The organism is Streptomyces sp. 2-1, from assembly GCF_048564895.1.
Classification (GTDB): Bacteria; Actinomycetota; Actinomycetes; order Streptomycetales; family Streptomycetaceae; genus Streptomyces; species Streptomyces phaeochromogenes.
In genome coordinates, this window is record NZ_CP183383.1 from 9,845,852 (window position 1) to 9,862,723 (window position 16,872).

16 protein-coding genes are annotated in these 16,872 nt (G+C 71.1%); 8 read left to right on the top strand and 8 right to left on the bottom strand.

Translation table 11 applies throughout. The features are described from left to right. The first annotated feature begins 56 nt into the window (after window positions 1-56). From ACN20J_RS43000 to ACN20J_RS43010, 3 genes are all read left to right on the top strand, one after another. The gene (locus ACN20J_RS43000) at window positions 57-1,244 is read left to right on the top strand and encodes a DUF6777 domain-containing protein (protein ID WP_419668101.1); all 1,188 of its coding nucleotides are present in this window, start codon (window positions 57-59) and stop codon (window positions 1,242-1,244) included. A 99-nt stretch (window positions 1,245-1,343) separates the two neighbouring features. Beyond that, a complete protein-coding gene (locus ACN20J_RS43005) occupies window positions 1,344-3,419 on the top strand; it encodes a SpoIIE family protein phosphatase (protein WP_190232543.1) in 2,076 nt (691 codons plus the stop codon). 103 nt (window positions 3,420-3,522) lie between these two features. Next, a complete protein-coding gene (locus ACN20J_RS43010; RefSeq protein ID WP_361885419.1) occupies window positions 3,523-4,386 on the top strand; it encodes an Fpg/Nei family DNA glycosylase in 864 nt (287 codons plus the stop codon). 83 nt (window positions 4,387-4,469) lie between these two features. Here the strand turns inward: ACN20J_RS43010 and ACN20J_RS43015 are convergent, their stop codons facing one another. The 3 genes from ACN20J_RS43015 to ACN20J_RS43025 form a co-directional block, all read right to left on the bottom strand. Next, window positions 4,470-5,141 carry an anti-sigma factor family protein gene (locus ACN20J_RS43015; protein ID WP_189839318.1) on the bottom strand — a complete coding sequence of 224 codons (672 nt, stop codon included), beginning with the start codon at window positions 5,139-5,141 and terminating at the stop codon, window positions 4,470-4,472. Between the two features lie 195 nt (window positions 5,142-5,336). After that, window positions 5,337-5,852 carry a hypothetical protein gene (locus ACN20J_RS43020; protein WP_055617218.1) on the bottom strand — a complete coding sequence of 172 codons (516 nt, stop codon included), beginning with the start codon at window positions 5,850-5,852 and terminating at the stop codon, window positions 5,337-5,339. Between the two features lie 135 nt (window positions 5,853-5,987). Beyond that, a complete protein-coding gene (locus ACN20J_RS43025; protein WP_055617217.1) occupies window positions 5,988-6,533 on the bottom strand; it encodes a sigma-70 family RNA polymerase sigma factor in 546 nt (181 codons plus the stop codon). Window positions 6,534-6,819: 286 nt separating this feature from the next. Between ACN20J_RS43025 and ACN20J_RS43030 the strand changes: the two genes are divergently transcribed. After that, entirely contained in the window at window positions 6,820-7,992 is a 1,173-nt protein-coding gene (locus ACN20J_RS43030) for a CapA family protein (protein WP_361918112.1), read from the top strand. A 99-nt stretch (window positions 7,993-8,091) separates the two neighbouring features. On the opposite strand, the gene ACN20J_RS43035 is transcribed toward ACN20J_RS43030, so the two are convergent. Continuing rightward, window positions 8,092-8,553 carry a universal stress protein gene (locus ACN20J_RS43035; protein WP_361885428.1) on the bottom strand — a complete coding sequence of 154 codons (462 nt, stop codon included), beginning with the start codon at window positions 8,551-8,553 and terminating at the stop codon, window positions 8,092-8,094. A 102-nt stretch (window positions 8,554-8,655) separates the two neighbouring features. Between ACN20J_RS43035 and lysX the strand changes: the two genes are divergently transcribed. Beyond that, complete coding sequence (gene lysX / locus ACN20J_RS43040; protein WP_419668102.1) at window positions 8,656-11,943, top strand: bifunctional lysylphosphatidylglycerol synthetase/lysine--tRNA ligase LysX; 3,288 nt, start codon at window positions 8,656-8,658, stop codon at window positions 11,941-11,943. Between the two features lie 101 nt (window positions 11,944-12,044). Next, entirely contained in the window at window positions 12,045-12,893 is an 849-nt protein-coding gene (locus ACN20J_RS43045) for a polysaccharide deacetylase family protein (protein WP_419668103.1), read from the top strand. A 129-nt stretch (window positions 12,894-13,022) separates the two neighbouring features. Here the strand turns inward: ACN20J_RS43045 and ACN20J_RS43050 are convergent, their stop codons facing one another. Next, on the bottom strand, window positions 13,023-13,691 hold the full coding sequence (locus tag ACN20J_RS43050; protein WP_189839728.1) for a class F sortase: 669 nt from the start codon (window positions 13,689-13,691) through the stop codon (window positions 13,023-13,025). Window positions 13,692-14,023: 332 nt separating this feature from the next. On the opposite strand from ACN20J_RS43050, the gene ACN20J_RS43055 reads away from it, so the two are divergent. Then, on the top strand, window positions 14,024-14,509 hold the full coding sequence (locus tag ACN20J_RS43055; protein WP_189839313.1) for a hypothetical protein: 486 nt from the start codon (window positions 14,024-14,026) through the stop codon (window positions 14,507-14,509). A gap of 79 nt (window positions 14,510-14,588) precedes the next feature. On the opposite strand, the gene ACN20J_RS43060 is transcribed toward ACN20J_RS43055, so the two are convergent. From ACN20J_RS43060 to ACN20J_RS43070, 3 genes are all read right to left on the bottom strand, one after another. Continuing rightward, window positions 14,589-15,113, bottom strand: a complete 525-nt coding sequence (locus ACN20J_RS43060; protein ID WP_189839312.1) for a hypothetical protein — start codon at window positions 15,111-15,113, stop codon at window positions 14,589-14,591. A 221-nt stretch (window positions 15,114-15,334) separates the two neighbouring features. Continuing rightward, window positions 15,335-16,099: a DUF4239 domain-containing protein gene (locus ACN20J_RS43065; RefSeq protein ID WP_079053514.1), complete on the bottom strand. Its 765-nt coding sequence runs from the start codon at window positions 16,097-16,099 to the stop codon at window positions 15,335-15,337. 16 nt (window positions 16,100-16,115) lie between these two features. Next, complete coding sequence (locus ACN20J_RS43070; RefSeq protein WP_267924759.1) at window positions 16,116-16,244, bottom strand: hypothetical protein; 129 nt, start codon at window positions 16,242-16,244, stop codon at window positions 16,116-16,118. Between the two features lie 28 nt (window positions 16,245-16,272). Between ACN20J_RS43070 and ACN20J_RS43075 the strand changes: the two genes are divergently transcribed. Continuing rightward, window positions 16,273-16,704 carry a hypothetical protein gene (locus tag ACN20J_RS43075; RefSeq protein ID WP_419668104.1) on the top strand — a complete coding sequence of 144 codons (432 nt, stop codon included), beginning with the start codon at window positions 16,273-16,275 and terminating at the stop codon, window positions 16,702-16,704. Window positions 16,705-16,872: the final 168 nt, after the last annotated feature.

Genomic DNA, 16,872 nt, shown 5'->3' on the forward strand with positions numbered 1-16,872 from the left:
TTGTGACGCTGTGTGACTCTCTCCGGCTTGCGGGGTTCCCGGGACCGACGCAGACAATGGGGGACATATTGCCCGGGCTGGACCGGGACGGACGGGAGAACGTGGTGCGCATACCCACCAGAACCCTCGTCACGGCCTGCGTGCTCTCCGCGGCGCTCCTCACCGGGGGCTGCGGCGGCGACGGGGACAAGGCGTCCGACTCCGCCACCTCCGGCGGAGAGGTCTTCCTCCAGCCGGTCGCGGACCAGGGCCCGGACCCCTTCACCGACTCCACGGCCACCACGACCGCGACCCCGCCGCCCGTCACCCGTACACCCCAGTCCACGCCCACCGGAAACGCCACGGCCACGACGGAGGGCGTCCGGTCCGTCTCCGGCGGCACCCCGGGCCTCTACGGCGGCACCCGGCGCGTCGGCAGCTGTGACGTCGACCGGCAGATCCGCTTCCTCACCGCCGACCAGGTCAAGGCGCGCGCCTTCGCACAGGCCGCGGGCATCGCCCAGGCAGGCATCCCCGATTATCTGCGCCGGCTGACCTCAGTCGTGCTGCGCGCCGACACCAGGGTCACGAACCACGGCTTCCGGGACGGGCGCGCGACCGAATACCAGGCCGTGCTCCAGACGGGCACCGCCGTCCTCGTCGACAACCGGGGCGTACCGCGTGTCCGCTGCGCGTGCGGGAACCCCCTCAAGCCGCCGGTCGCCCTCCAGGGAACCCCCGGGCACAACGGCCGCCCGTGGTCCGGCTACGAGCCGACCAAGGTCGTCGTGGTCACTCCGGCTCCGAAGGTGATCGTCAACATCACGATCATCAACATCCAGAACAACACCTGGATCGAGCGGCGGATCGGCGACCACCACGGCGACGAGGACCGCATCGTGCCCGCACCCGTCGTCGACCCGCACAGCCCCCGCCCGGACGGATCCTCGCCGTCGCCGGACGAGTCGTCGTCCGACCGGCCGTCGCCCGACGGGTCGTCGTCGGAAAGCTCCTCGGAGAGCTCGGAGAGCTCCTCGGAGAGCGCCGAGGACTCCGCGAGCGCCTGCGTGACAGCGACCGTGACCATCACCCCCGGCACCGCCGAGGACACTCCGACGGACGACTCCACGGACACCACGTCCCCGGACCCCTCGGACTGCCCCACGATCACCGAGACGGCCACCCCGGACCCCTCCGACGGCCTGGTGTCACCCCCGGACGGCACGGACACGGGCACGCCGCCCGACGTGGACGTCCCCGACTAGGCCGGGCCGTGCGCAACCTGCCGTGCATCCGTCGTCCGAGCGGTCCCCGGGGGCGTCCCACGGGTCGAAGAATCGCCCAAATCCTGGCAAGGTGGGCCCATGGTTGATCGGGGAGCGAGCGCCCTGTCACTCCCGGACGACTGGCCCGCCCACCCGGACCCGATCCTGGCGCTCAACCGCATGGGCAGCTTCGACTGGGACCTGGACGCCGGAACCTTTCAGATGGACGCCCTGGCCCACGAGATCTTCGACGTGCGCCCCGACGAGTTCGACGGCCGCCCCGAATCGCTGAGCCCCCGGGTGCCACCGACCGAGGGCCGCCGCCTGGACGCCCACGTCTCCCAGGCCATCAAGGACGGCAGCGAGAACTACGGGGCGTACTTCCGGGTCCGCCGCCGTGACGGCACCCTGCGCTGGACCCACACCCAGGGCTACATCCGCCGTGACGAGACGGGCCGTCCGCGCCGCATCATCGGCATCGTCCGCGACGCCACGGAGGAACTGGGCGAGGCCGAGGCCCGCCGCGAGCAGGCCGCCCAGGACGAGGCCCGCCGCCAGCAGACGAACGTCGTGCAGATCACCACCGCGGCCCTCGCGCACGCCCACACCGTCCAGGACGTCATCGACGTCCTCAAGGACACCCACGGGGTCACCCATCTGGGCGCCAAGAGCCTCGTCATGGGCCTGGTCGAGGCCGGCCGCATCCGGCTCGTCGCCGAGGGCCCCGCGGGCAGCTTCGTACCGGGCACGCTGGTCACCCGTATCGACGAGCAGTACCCGATGAGCGAGGTCGTGCGCACGCTCGCCCCGCGCTTCATCGAGTCGCCGGAGGAGTTCGCCGAGTCGTACCCGCTGCTCTGGCCGCACATCACCGATCTGGAGATCACCTCGGCCGCCTATCTGCCGCTCATCGCCCAGGCCAGGCCCATCGGCGCCATCGGACTGCTCTACAACGACCGGCAGGGCTTCTCGTCGGAGGACCGCAACGTCCTGGTCGCGCTGGGCAGCAGCATCGCGCAGAGCCTCCAGCGGGCCATGTTCTACGAGCAGGAGAAGGATCTCGCCCAGGGCCTCCAGCAGGCCATGCTGCCGCGCTCCATCCCCAGCGTCCCCGGCGCCGACATCGCGGTCCGCTACCGCTCCGGCTCCCTCGGCCGGGACATCGGCGGCGACTGGTACGACGTGATCCCGCTGCCCGGCGGTCGTGTCGGGGCCGTCATCGGCGACGTCCAGGGCCACGACACGCACGCCGCCGCCGTCATGGGCCAGCTGCGCATCGTCCTGCGCGCCTACGCGGCCGAGGGCCACACCCCCGCCACCGTCATGGCCCGTGCCTCCGTCTTCCTGCACGAACTCGACACCGAGCGCTTTGCGACCTGCCTGTACGCGGAGGTCGACCTGTCCACCGGTGTGATGCAGGTCGTCCGGGCGGGCCACATCGACCCGCTCGTCCGTGACACCGACGGCAGCTGCCGCAGACTGCCCGTCGAAGGAGGCCTGCCACTCGGCCTCTCCGCCCTGTTCGGGCGCCTCGAATACCCGGTCAACACCCTCGAACTCGACCCCGGCCAGACCCTGCTGCTGTGCACCGACGGCCTCGTCGAACAGCCCGGGATCGACCTCGACGACGGCATGCAGACCCTGCGCGCGCTCATCTCCACGGGCCCCGACGACGTACGCGACCTCGCGGACCGGCTCATCGACGTCGCCGAGGAACGCGGCGGCGAGGACGACGTGGCGCTGCTCCTGATGCGACGCCTCGGCCTCGACGCGCAGCGCCCCGGAGGCCGGCTCCAGCAGCACGTCGGACCCGGCGACCCGGAGGCGCTCGCCGAGGCGCGGCACATGATCCGTGCGGCCGTACGGGCCTGGGGCGCGCGTGAGAAGGCCGACGAGATCGAGCTGATCGCGGACGAGCTGATCACCAACGCCCTGATGCACACGGAGGGCTCCGCCATCGTGACGTTGCGTGTCCTCACCGGGCTCGACCGGCGACTCCGTGTGGAGGTCGAGGACGCGTCGAGCGCGTTGCCGCGGCGGCGGGAGGCCGGGGAGTCCGGGGTCTCCGGGCGGGGGCTGCTGCTGGTGGACCGGCTCGCGGACGTGTGGGGCGTGGAGGCGCGGGGCGGTGGCAAGTGCGTGTGGTGCGAGTTCCTTGTGCCTGACCGGGAGTGAGTGGGTCCGGGGGCTAGCGGGTGCGGTGTGGCGTGCGGGGCGCGGGGGCTTGTCGCTCGGTTCCCCGCGCCCCTGACGGGGCGGTGGTGGCACCCTGGGATCTATGCCGGAGCTTCCCGAGGTCGAAGCCTTGAAGGACTTCTTGGTCGATCATCTGGTCGGTCACGAGATCGTGCGGGTGCTGCCCGTCGCGATCAGTGTGCTGAAGACGTACGAGCCGCCGTTGAGCGCCCTCGAAGGGCGGGAGGTCGTCGCCGTGCACCGGCACGGGAAGTTTCTGGACCTGGAGACGGACGGCGGGCCGCGCTTCGTGACGCATCTGGCACGGGCGGGGTGGCTGCACTGGAAGGACCGGCTCCCGGACGGGCCCCCGAGGCCCGGCAAGGGCCCGCTGGCGATGCGCGTCGCCCTGGAGACCGGCGAGGGCTTCGACCTCACCGAGGCGGGCACCCAGAAGCGGCTGGCCGTGTACGTCGTACGGGATCCGGGTGAGGTCCCGGGTGTCGCCCGGCTAGGCCCGGACCCACTGGCCGACGATTTCGACGAGGCCCGTTTCGCGAAGCTCCTGCACGGAGAGCGGCGGCAACTGAAGGGCGCCCTGCGCGACCAGAGCCTGATCGCGGGAGTGGGGAACGCCTACAGCGACGAGATCCTGCACGCCGCGAAGATGTCGCCCTTCAAGCTCGCCTCGTCCCTCACGCCGGAGGAGACGGGGCGGCTGTACGAGGCCCTGCGGACGACGCTCGCCGAAGCCGTCGAGCGCTCCCACGGAATCGCCGCGGGCCGGCTGAAGGCCGAGAAGAAGAGCGGCCTGCGGGTCCACGGCCGCACCGGACAGCCCTGCCCGGTCTGTGGCGACACCATCCGCGAGGTCTCCTTCAGCGACTCGTCCCTCCAGTACTGCCCGACCTGCCAGACGGGCGGCAAGCCCCTAGCGGACCGCAGGATGTCGAAGTTCCTGAAGTGACCCACGGTGGGCCGTGACCGGCCGTCAGGCGCCCGTGCAGGGGCCGTCGGGACCCGCTTACGGGCCCGTCGGACACCTCCGCCTCAGGGGGCCTTGAGTGTCACCAGGGCCTTCCCGTCCGGGTTGCGCACCTCGTACCGGACGACCTCCTCGGGATGCATCGCCGCCGCGCCCTGCATGGGATCGGACGGCTTGCTCTCGACGGCATCGCCGGTCTTCTCGGGCACGGTCCAGCTGAGTACGACCTGCTCCGATTCGTCGCGGCCGATGGCCACGAGCTGACAGCGCAGGAGACTCGGAGCGTTCTTGACCTTCAGGTCCACTTCGCTGCCCCAGGCGCGGTTCAGGGTGGTGACCTCGGCCCATACGCCCGACGACGGGTCGGTCGCCGCGACAGTCTCGCCGCCGGAGGACTCGTCCCCGGTGAAGACCGCGACCGCGGGGCCGCCCACGGCGAAAGCCACGGCCGCGGCGACCGCGTACAGCCAGCGCCTGCGTCCGCTGCGGCGTGTCGCGGCGACATCGTCCAGGAGCCGGTCCAGCAGGGCCGGCCCGGCCTGCGTCATGGGATGCACCGCACGTGGCGTCGCTTGGGCGTATGCCCGCAACGACCGTGTGGTGGCTGCCAGTTCATGTATCTGAACCGCACACTGGGGACACTCCGTGAGGTGGTCCTCGAAGCGGAAGGCATCCGCCTCGTCCAGCACGCCGAGCGCATATGCGCCGACGTCGCGGTGGCGTTCCAGCGACCTCATACCAAATCCTCGGTGCCGATGGGGTGTGTGTGCGGGGAGTAGTTGCTTGCCCACCGGTACGCAGGAGACCGCCGAATCACTCAAGTCCCGCAGGAAACGAACCAAGAGATTCGGAGCGGACGGGCCCGCGGATTGGTCGAGGTTCAGAAAAAACTGGTCAGGGTAGTTAGGGACGGAAGTCTGTCGGAAAATCGCTCAGAAAAGATGGATCGCCAGGTGCCCCAGCGGCAGCCCCAGCTGCCAGGCGGGTGTCCAGACCTTGGGACCGTCGTCCTCCCCGATGACCGGACCGCCGCCCGGCACCGCGTCCAGGTCCGGCGCGAGCAGCTCGGTCTCCTCCAGCCAGCGCCAGGCCGCCGTCGCCAGGTCCAGGTCCGGCGCCGGACCGCCCGCGTCGATCGCCTCGGCGGCGAGTCCGGCCATGCGCTCGCGCACCCAGTCCTGCCACGGCTGGTCGTACGCCGTCAGCGACAGCCACGTCTCCAGCTGTGAGACGACCCGGATGCCGGAGAGCTCACCGCTCGTGTCCGACAGGAAGATGGTGAGCGCCAGGGCGTCGCGCCCGGCGCGGAACTCGAAGGACGTCGGCGGCATCAGGTCGCCCGTCCGCAGCAGTTCGTCGGCGATGTACTCGGCGTACAACCACGCCATGGGGACGGTGAGTTCACCACCGCCCGCGCCGTCCGTGCTCTCTTGACCTCTGTGCAGCATCCCTTCCTGCCTTCCTCCGGTGCGTGCGCGTCGCCCGACCCCGGGCCCCAGTCCGGAACACGGATGAAGACAGCTGATTGCTCAACCATGGTCCTCGGCAAGGCGCTTTACGGAGGCTTGACCTAGCCTCCGGTTTCACCGCAGGTCGGCCGCGTATCCCGGAAGAACCCGGCGCAGGGCGCGCAGCGCGTAGTACGCGCGAGATTTCACGGTACCGGGCGGAATACCCAGGGCCTCGGCGGCCTCCGCCACACTCGCCCCCCGGAAATACACCTGCACCAGGACTTCACGGTGCTCCGGAGTGAGTGTCTTCACAGCCTCTCGCACATCGAGGGTCGCCACCGAGCGTTCCGCGTGATCGGCCGCGACCCGTGCGCTCTCCAGTACGGCGTCGCCGACCTCGGCGGGGCGCGCCTGACGGGCCCGCCGCGCGTCTATGGCCAGCCGCCGGCCCACCGTCAGCAGCCAGGGGCGTACTGACTCGAAGTCGTCGGCGCGCAGCGCCTCGGGATGCTGCCAGGCGCGTACGAACGTCTCCTGCACCAGATCCTCGGCACGCTGGCGGTCTCCGTCGGAGAGCCTCAGCATCAGGGCGAAGAGCGGTGCGCCGTGCTCCCGCTGCAATTCGGCCAGCTCGTGCTCGGCGGTCGTCCTGCTGGTCATGGTCGTGGCGGCCGTCATGGCCGTATGCCAGCGCAGGGCGACCCGCCGGGACAGGCCACGGACACGGCTCGTCGGCAGACGGTCGAACCCGTCGACGAACGGTACGACGAACGGTCAACCGGGACGGAAGGCTCCGCCTCCGCATCTCGGTTCGCCCCAATGGCCCCGTCCTGGAACCCCGTTCGGGCCAGTGGCGGTGGCGCCTTCTTGACTCCCGTCGGCACTCTTGTCTGGACACGTATCGGTTCGTACGCAAATACGACCGCATGGAGTGGTATTGAGCCGCAGGGGAGCGAGGCCGAGAATGGCGAGGACACCACGCACCCGACAGGCGGCAACGGTCCTCGCGGTCCTGTGCTGCGCCGCCGTTGTCGCGAGCTGTCAAGGGCAGGACGGGCCGAAACGCCCAGGGAGCCCGGTCGGGGGCGGATCGTCGGCGCAGGGCTTCACCCTCGTCGCCTCCGGTGACGTCCTCCCGCACAGCTCGATCATCGACCGGGCGCAGGCCGACGCGGGCGGGTACGGCTACGACTTCCGCCCCATGCTGTCGGGGGTCAAACCCGTCGTGGCCCGCGCCGACCTGGCGATCTGTCACATGGAGACGGTGTACGGAGCGGACGGCCACTACACCGGCTACCCCACCTTCAAGTCCCCGCCACAGGTGGCCCAGGCCCTCGCCGCGACCGGCTACGACGCCTGCTCGACCGCCTCCAACCACACCCTGGACGACGGCGCCGCCGGTATCCACCGCACCCTCGACGCCCTCGACCGGGCCGGGGTGCGGCACGCCGGGTCCGCCCGCAGCGCCGCCGAGGCGGACGCGCCCACGATCATGCAGACGGGCACCGCCAAGGTCGCCCACCTCGCCTACACCTACGGCACGAACGGCTTCCCGCTCCCGGCCGGCGAACCCTGGGCCGTCAACCTCATCGACCCCGACCGGATCGTCACGGACGCCCGGGCCGCCCGGAAGGCCGGCGCCGACGTCGTGGTCGTGTCCCTGCACTGGGGCACCGAATGGCAGGACGAGCCCGACGCCCAGCAGCTGGAACTGAGCGAGCGGCTCACCGGGGCCCGCACGGACGGCCGCCCCGACATCGACCTGATCCTCGGCACCCACGCCCACGTCCCCCAGGCGTACGAGAAGGTCAACGGCACCTGGGTGATCTACGGGATGGGCGACCAGATCGCCGGCAGCATGACCAACCACGGCGGCGCCCAGGACCCCCGCGGCAACGAGAGCACCATCGGCCGCTTCACCTTCGCGCCGCCGGAGAGGTCCGGCGACCGCTGGCGGGTGGAGAAGGCCGAATTCGTACCCCAGTGGTTCGACGTCGGCTCGGGCCGCGTGGTCGACCTCAACAGCGCGATCGGCCAAGGAGCGGACGTGACGGCCGTACGGGACCGGATCCGCCGCGTCGTCCTCAGCCGGGGCGCGGCCGCCGACGGCCTCGTCATGGGGAAGCCGGCGAAGTAGGTGAAGTAGCGGGGCGCGTTGAAGCGCCTCGCGGGCGTGCACGCCCGGGGAGCGCGTTCCGTACCCCCGGCGCTCGCCCCGATGGCACCGCCCGGCGCTCTACGGCACCACCGTCACCGGCCACCGCCCCGCCTTCACCAGGCGGATCGCGACGGAACCGACGATCCGGTGGCCCGCCTGCTCGGAGGCGCCCACGACGACGGCGTCCGCCTTCAGCTGGTCCGCCGCCGAGACGAGCCCGTTGTACGGGTCGCCGCGGAAGGTGTGGAACTCCCAGCGCACATCGAATATGCCCTTGACCTGCTCGGTCCCCTCCCGGATCTGCTGGATCAGATCCTCGGCGATCTGGTCGGTCGTCTCGGCGACCGGAACGCCGAGCGCGGCCCCGGCCGCCATCACCGGCTGGATGTAGACCAGAGCGAGCAGCGCCCGCTGGCGCCGGGCCAGCCCCGCGGCGTAGGCGGCGGCGCGCAGCGACGAGTCGGAGCCGTCCACGCCGACCACGATGACCTTGGGCCCGTCGGTGCCCCGTTCGAACTGGTGGGGGTGCTGTTCCGTCACGGCGCAGAGGCTATCGGAACAGCCCGCTGCCGCAGTCGCCCGGGATCGCGACCGGCCGCGCTCGACAGGCGGCCCGGCCCCGCTCTTCCTACAGTCGAGAGCATGAGTGCCGGCGCCCGGGCGGAAGCCCCGAGGGACCCGAGAGACACGACAGGTCCGATACGCCCGTCGCGGGACGGTCTCCTCAGCAAGGTGCCCGAGGGATTCGCGGTCTTCTTCGCCGCCCTCGGGCTGCTCTGTCTGGTGCTGGCGTTCATCCCGCCGCTGCGCCGGCTGCTGCGCCCGGTCGTCCATGTGCTGAACCTGGTCGTGGTCCCGGTCAGCGCGAACCTCGCGTACGCCGTCTTCCTGTTCCTCCTGGCCGCCGCCATCGCGGCCCGCAAGAAGATCGCCTGGTGGCTGGTAGTCGTCTATCTCGGACTGCTGGTCCTCGCCGACGTGCTGGGCACCGCGATGGGCCAGTACGCCGACTCCGTCCCCTCGCTCGTGGTCTGCGCCCTCGCACTCGCCCTGCTGATCGTGGCCCGGCGGGAGTTCTACGCGGACTCGCGCAGGGCCGCCGTGCGCCGGGCCCTCGGCGTGCTGCTCGCCGGGCTGGTCGTGGCGATCCTCGTCGGCTGGGGGCTCGTCGAACTCTTCCCCGGCACACTGCCGCGCGGCCAGCGGCTGCTGTGGGCCGCCGACCGGGTCTGCGGCGGACTGATCTCGGGCGGCGCCTTCGACGGGCGGCCACCCCGCCCGCTGTTCTTCTTCCTCGGCCTGTTCGGCGCGCTCGCCCTGCTGAACGCGGCGGCCACCCTCTTCCGCTCCCAGCGCATGGAGGCGGCCCTGCACGGCGACGAGGAGCGCCGCATCCGCGCCCTGCTGAAGGCGTACGGGGCGGACGACTCGCTCGGCTACTTCGCGACCCGCCGCGACAAGGCCGTCGTCTTCTCGCCCAGCGGCAAGGCCGCCGTCACCTACCGCGTCGAGGCCGGCGTGTGCCTCGCCAGTGGTGACCCCGTCGGCGACCGCGAGGCCTGGCAGCACGCCATCGGCGCCTGGCTCGACGTGGCCCGCCGCTACGCCTGGGCGCCCGCCGTCATGGGCGCCTCCGAGGAGGGCGCGAAGGCGTACGCACGCTCCGGGCTCGGCGCTCTGCAACTCGGCGACGAGGCGATCCTGCACGTCGCCGCCTTCGACCTCGACGGCCGCGACATGCGGGTGGCCCGACAGGCGGTGGGCCGCGTCCGCCGCACCGGCGCCACCTGCCGCGTCCGCAGACACTCCACCCTCACCGACGAGGAGATGGAGGAGATCGTGAACAGGGCGGACGCCTGGCGGGACACCGAGACCGAGCGCGGCTTCTCCATGGCCCTGGACCGGCTCGGCGACCCCGAGGACGGCGACTGCCTCCTCGTCGAGGCCCTCGATTCCGACGGCAAGCTGCTGGCGCTGCTGTCCCTCGTGCCCTGGGGCCGCGACGGCGTCTCGCTCGACCTGATGCGCCGGGACCGCAGCGCACCCAACGGCGTCATGGAGTTCATGGTCGCCGAGCTGTGCGCGGTGGCCGGAAAGCTCGGCGTACGCCGGATCTCCCTCAACTTCGCCGTGTTCCGCTCGGTCTTCGAGGAGGGCGCCCGCATCGGCGCCGGACCGGTCCTCAGACTCTGGCGCCGCCTGCTGCTGTTCTTCTCCAAGTGGTGGCAGCTGGAGGCCCTCTACCGGTCCAACGCCAAGTACCACCCCGAGTGGTATCCGCGCTTCATCTGTTACGGAGACACCGCGGCCCTCGCCCGGATCGGACTGGCCTCGGGCATCGCGGAGGGCTTCGTCTCCGTACCGTCGCTGCGCACGCTCTGGGGCAGGGGGCACGCGAAGGGCGGGCCGAAACCGGCGAGCACCGAGGGTCTGCCGTCGCTGTCGGCACTCGGCCTCGACGGAGGGGACGGGGCCGAGGCCGCCGATCCGACCGCGGGACTGCCCGAACAGGTCCGCATCCGGCACCGCAAACTCGACCGGCTCCGCGCCGACGGCATCGACCCCTACCCGGTCGGCATCCCGCCCCGCACCCACACCCTCGCCGAGGTCCGCGAGGGGCAGCACGTGACGGTCGCGGGCCGCGTCATGCTCGTACGCGACTTCGGAGGCATCGTCTTCGCCGTCCTGCGCGACTGGTCCGGCGACTTCCAGCTCGCCCTCACCCGCAAGGACGCCGGGCCCGCGCTCGACCGGTTCCGCAAGGACGTCGACATCGGCGACCACATCACCGTCACCGGCCTCACCGGTGTCAGCGACAAGGGGCAGCCCACGGTGTTCGTGAGCTCCTGGCAGCTCATCGGCAAGTGTCTGCGCCCCCTGCCGGACAAGCGGCGCGGTCTCGCCGACCCGGAGGCCAAGGTGCGCCGCCGCTACCTCGACCTGGTCGCGAGCCCGGACACCCGGGACGTCGTACGCGCCAGGTCCACCGCCGTCCAGGCGCTGCGGCAGGGCCTTCTGGAGCGCGGCTATCTGGAGGTCGAGACACCGATGCTCCAGCAGATCCACGGCGGCGCCAACGCCCGGCCCTTCACCACCCACATCAACGCCTACGACCTCGACCTCTATCTGCGGATCGCTCCCGAGCTGTATCTGAAGCGGCTGTGCGTCGGCGGCATGGAGAAGGTCTTCGAGATGGGCCGCACCTTCCGCAACGAGGGAGTCTCCTACAAGCACAACCCCGAGTTCACGATGCTGGAGGCCTACCAGGCCTTCGCCGACTACGACGTGATGCTCGACCTCACCCGCGAACTGATCCAGGGCGCGGCGACAGCGGCCTTCGGCTCGCCGATCGCCCGCAAGGACGGCACCGAGTACGACATCTCCGGAACCTGGCCCGTCAGGACGGTCTACGGGGCGATCTCCGAGGCTCTGGGGGAGGAGATCGACGCCGACACACCCCTGGAGTCCCTGCACCGGCTGTGCGACCGGGCGGACGTCCCGTACACCGCCGAACACGGCCGCGGCGATGTCGTCCTGGAGATGTACGAGCGGCTGGTCGAGGAGAAGACCGAGCTGCCGACCTTCTACAAGGACTTCCCGACCGACGTCTCCCCGCTCACCCGGCAGCACCGCGTGGACCCGCGGCTCGCCGAGCGCTGGGACCTCGTGGCCTTCGGCACCGAGCTGGGGACCGCCTACTCCGAGTTGACCGACCCGGTCGAGCAGCGCCGGCGGCTCACCGCGCAGTCGCTGCTCGCCGCCGGGGGAGACCCGGAGGCGATGGAGCTGGACGAGGACTTCCTCGACGCCCTGGAGTACGCCATGCCGCCCACCGGAGGGCTCGGTATCGGCGTCGACCGGCTCGTCATGTTCCTCACCGGGCTCACCATCCGAGAGACGCTGCCCTTCCCGCTCGTACGACGCCGTTGAGCCGTTCCCGGCGCCCGGGAGCTGCTCTCAACGGGTGCTTTCGTGCGTCCGCATCGGTGGACATGTGCTGCGGCACACGTCGGCCGGGCGACTGATTACTCATGAATAAGGATCAGTTCCTCTCGCGGCGCCGGGCGTTGCTCGCCGGTGCCGCCGTGCTGGGAGCGGCGGGCGCGGCCGGCACCGTACAGGTGCTCACCGCCGACCCGGGCTCCCCGGTCCGGTCCTCCGCCGCTCCCGCCGCCGGCGCCCAGGCGAAGCGCGCGGCCCTGAGACCCTCCGCCTACCGTCTTCAGCCCATCGCCGGATACGGGCCGGTCCGCGGCACGGCCGCGCGGACCCTCGTACGGCACCAGCCGTTCCTGCGTATGTCGGGGCGCGGCAAGACCATGGTGCTGACCTTCGACGACGGGCCCGACCCCCGCTTCACCCCGCAGATCCTGCGCACGCTCAAGGCCCACAAGGTGCGCGCCATGTTCTTCGTGTGCGGGGAGATGGCCGCGGGCCACAAGGACCTGCTGCGCCGGATGGCCGACGAGGGACACGTGGTGGGCAACCACACCTGGTCCCATCCGCTGCTGACCCGGCTGACCCGGGCCGAGATCCGCTCCCAGATGGAGCGCACCTGCGATGTCATCGAGGAGGGCACCGGAGAGCGGCCGGGCTGGTTCCGTGCGCCGTACGGGGCCTGGAACCGGGCCGCCTTCCAGATCGGCGCCGAACTCGGCATGGAGCCGCTCGCCTGGACCGTCGACACCCTCGACTGGACATCGCCGGGGGCCGAGGCGATCGAGAGCCGGGTCGTCAAGGGCGCGGCCCCGGGCGTCGTGGTCCTCGGACATGACGCGGGCGGGGACCGTACGCAGAGTGTGACGGCGCTGCGCGACTATCTGCCCCGGCTGCTGGACTCGGGCTATCACATCATCGTGCCCCGACGGCAGTCCGTGTAGACGTCGGCACACATAGGCTTCGGCAGTCCACAAAGAGCCGCGGAGTTCCACGGAACCGAAAGGGTTCCGTGGAACTCCGCTGGATTTCCCGGGATTTCCCGGGATTTCGGCCGTCCGGCCGGGGAACGCTCAGCGAACCTCGATCAGGCGGGCGAACACGACGACGTTCCCGTCGTAGCCGTTCTGCTTGGAGAAACCGCCCCCGCAGGTGATGACACGAATTTCGGGGGTTCCGGTGTTCCCGTAGACACGGTCTCCGGGGAAGTTGTTCTTCTCGAAGACCTCGATGCCGTAGATCTCGAACACGGCGGTCTTTCCGTCCTTGCGCAGGACCTCCACGCGATGTCCCTTTTTGAGGGCCCCGAGTCCGTAGAAGACGGCGGGACCCTGCCGGTTGTCGACGTGCCCGACCATGACGGCCGTGCCCTTCTCGCCGGGCGAGACCGCGCCCGAGAACCAGCCCGCGAGGTTCGGGTCCTCCGGCGGCGGCGCGTCCACCCAGCCCTCCATGTCGAGGCCCACGGGTGTGGCGGGGGCGTCGACCCGGATGGCCGGGATCCTGATGCGGTCGGCCACGGAGAACGGCAGGGGCGCCGGAGCGCCGCCCGTGCGGGTCGTGTCGCCGGTGACGTGGTTGTCCGCGGCGGCGGCCGTCGCGGGTTGTGGGGGCCCGACGTCGAACTCTCCCGAACCATTCCGAATGAGAGCGAGGCCGGTCAGCAGGACAAGCGCTATCACGCCCCAAGGAGCGCGCTTCTTGGGGCGCTCCTCCTCTTCCGCCAGCTCGGACACGAACATTCGCAATCCCCTCTCGACGTGGCCGTCGCCACGTCCGTCGCGCATACGAGAACGCTAAGCGCAGCGCGCGCACAGGGCGACGGGAGAAGCGCGAACGGGTGGTGGAGCCGGCTGCCGTGAGCCATCCGAGTTGCCATCGTCAGGAAATTTCTGACGGTCCGTGACCTGCGGCAATATCCGATTGTGTTCCTTTCTGTCGGCGTGTCCTCTCACCGGTACGGAGCATTCTCGAAATGCGGCCCTGTGCACGGCAACTGAGGGTCTGTCTGGGAGGCGTTTTCTCGCCGATCGACTCGGGGACGGTTCCCGGGGCGCCTTCCGCGGAGGATCACATGCGTACCAATCGTGCCCTGGCGGTCTCTGCGGTGGCGTTCGCCGCCGTCGGACTCGCCGCTCCCACGGCCGCGGCCTGGGACAACCCGAGCAACATCACCGCGATGCCCAGCGTCATCGCCCGCGGCGGCCAGCTGTCGGTCACCGTGGACGGCTGCCCGAACGGCGGCTCCATGACGTCGACGGCGTTCCCACAGGCCAGACTCTCGCCGGTCAGCGGCAACAACGAGACCTCGAAGGGGACCGCCACCATCAACAGCTCGGCCAACCCGGGCTCGTACGACATCACGGTCCACTGCAGCGGCAAGACCCTCACCAAGCCGCAGGCCTTCACCGTCATCGGTGGTGTCCGAGGCGGTCTCGGCGGCAGCAGCTCCACCGGTGCCACCCCGACCGACATCGCGATCGGCGGCGGCCTCGTCGGCCTCGCCCTCATCGGCGGCGGGGTGTTCTGGATGCGCCGCCGCTCCGAGAACAAGATCTGAGCGTGAACAGCCCTTCGCCCCGGACCCTCAAGGGTTCCGGGGCGAAGGGCTGTCCGGTGCGTCCGGGGTGTGCGGCGCGTCAGCCGCCGTGCTCGCCGGTGCGCCGCCGCGACCAGTAGTACGCCGCGCCGACCGAGCCCGCGATGAGCGCGGCGCCGAGGCCGATCTCGCTCAGGTCGAAGCCGCCCGCGCTGCCGCCGACGCCCGCCTTGACGCCCCGGTGGACGGGGGTGTGCGTCGGGTCGTCCGGACGGCCGGTGGCGATGGTGAGGTCCGTGTGGCCGGACTCGTTGCCGCACTGGAACGTCACCTCGTACACCGCGCCGGGCTTGGCGTCCCAGTCGACGGTGGCCGTGGCGGAGCCCTGTCCCTTGGGGATCGTCACCGTGTCGAAGACGCCCGAGGAGACCTTGGTGTCCGACTTGCAGCCGTTGACGGACAGCGAGACGCGCCCGCCCGCGGCGATGGTCGTGGGCGAGACGTTGAAGCCGAACGAGGTGATGTTGCGCTCCTCCCCGTCGTCCCGGGCGGCGGCCACGGGTGCGGTGAGGGTCAGGGCGGTCATGCCCAGCAGTGCGGCCGAAGCGACGCGTATCGCGCGCATGGTGAGTCCTCCGGGTCCCCGAGGCGCAGCCGCGGACCTTTTCCGCTGCGCCGTACATGCACCTCGATGATCGAAACGCTAGGAAGGTGCGGGCGTCGGCGCGATCGCAGTCGCGCGAATGGGGCAACCGTGTGGGCCGAACCGGGTATCGGATGCGTGCGGTTGGGGGACGGGCGCGGCGTGGCGTCCGTCCCCCGGTGAAGCGGGCTCGTAGGGGTCCGTCACTCACCGGCCTTCGGGAAGAGCGTGAGGAACGGATCGGCCGTCGCCGTGATCCCGCGGCTGTAGGGAGCGTCGAAGTCCCAGATCAGGAAGAGCAGGAAGGCGATCAGGGCGGCGAACAGGCCCGCCAGGATCACCTCGCGCAGGGTGCGGCGGATCTGCAGCGCGAAGATCAGCCCGACGGTGACCACGGCTCCGGTGATCAGACCGAACCACACGACGCCCGGCATGGTCGGGGCCGTCGACTCGGCGCGGGCCGTGCGCGCGTTGTCCGCGGCGGTGACCTGGTCGAGGAGCGGCTGGTAGGCCTGGGCCTCGAAGTCCGTCCGCGGCTCGTAGTCGGTGACGTCGTTGCGGATCCTGGCCAGCAGCTTCGTCCCCTCGTCGGTGACTTTGCCGTCGTCGGCCATGGCCTTCCACTCGGTGGTGACGACGTGGCCGACATAGACGTTGACGTCGTCCCGGATGCGGTCGCGCACGTCGGGCGGGTACACCCGGACGCGTTCGGAGATCTCGTGCAGTGCGTACGCCTCGTTCTGGACGTGATCCTGGGCGACGCCGCGCGCCTCCCAGACACCGGCGATGGCCAGGCCGAGCACGATGGCGTACACCACGCCGATCATCATCGTCATGTACTCGATCACGTCCGGAGTCTCGGACGGATCGTCGTCGTCGGCGGCGGTGTGGTGCCGCACGACGGTGACGATGAGGACGACGACGCTGGCCGCCGCCATCGCGAGGGCGAGAACAAGCCATTCCGACAAAGGATTCCTCCAGGGGTCATCGCGGGCGCAGCGCGGCGACGGCGAACACCGCGGGCGCGGTGATGAGCAGGGTGAGCGAGACCAGGGACGGGCCGCCGCGGGGAGGCGCCTTGCGCGGCCTGGTGCGGTACGGCGGGTAACTCACCGGAGTCGGCGAGGGGCTGGGACGCACGGTGGGGGTCGGCGTCGGTGTCGGAGTGGGCTTCGGAGTCGGCACGGGTGCCGCCGGGCGCGGTACGACGGGGGCCGGCCGTGGTGGGGCGGGCGCCGGCGGTGCCACGGTCGGCGGGTCAGGTGCAGGCCGCGGTGGGGGAGGCGGCGGGTCGGGCGTCGGTGTGGGCGTCGGAGTCGGTTTGGGCGGCGGCTTCGGCGGAGGGGACGGTTCCGGAGTCGGGCACGGCGGGGTCGGTGTGGGTGTCGGGGTCGGTGTCGGCGTGGGGCAGGTCCCCGCGACGGCCACCGCCACCGTGCCGTTGCCGCCGGGCCCCGTGGCCGCGTACGCGCAGGAGTCGGCCGCCGCGGGAGCGGGCGCGCCGCCTGCGATCCAGGTCAGCGCGAGCAGCATCAGCAGGCGTATGACGAGGGCGCATCCGGTCCGTGGCTGAGTTCGTAGTGGTCCAGGCACGACGGCGATCATCGGTCCCCACGCGCTCGCGCGCGCGAGAGTGCGCCCAGGTTGCCCCGAAGGAGGGACAAGGGGCTCGCGCGCTTGCCGTCACGCGCCGCAAAACGGCCTCCCGCGCCCCACCAAAAGCAGGCTTCCCGGGCGTTAC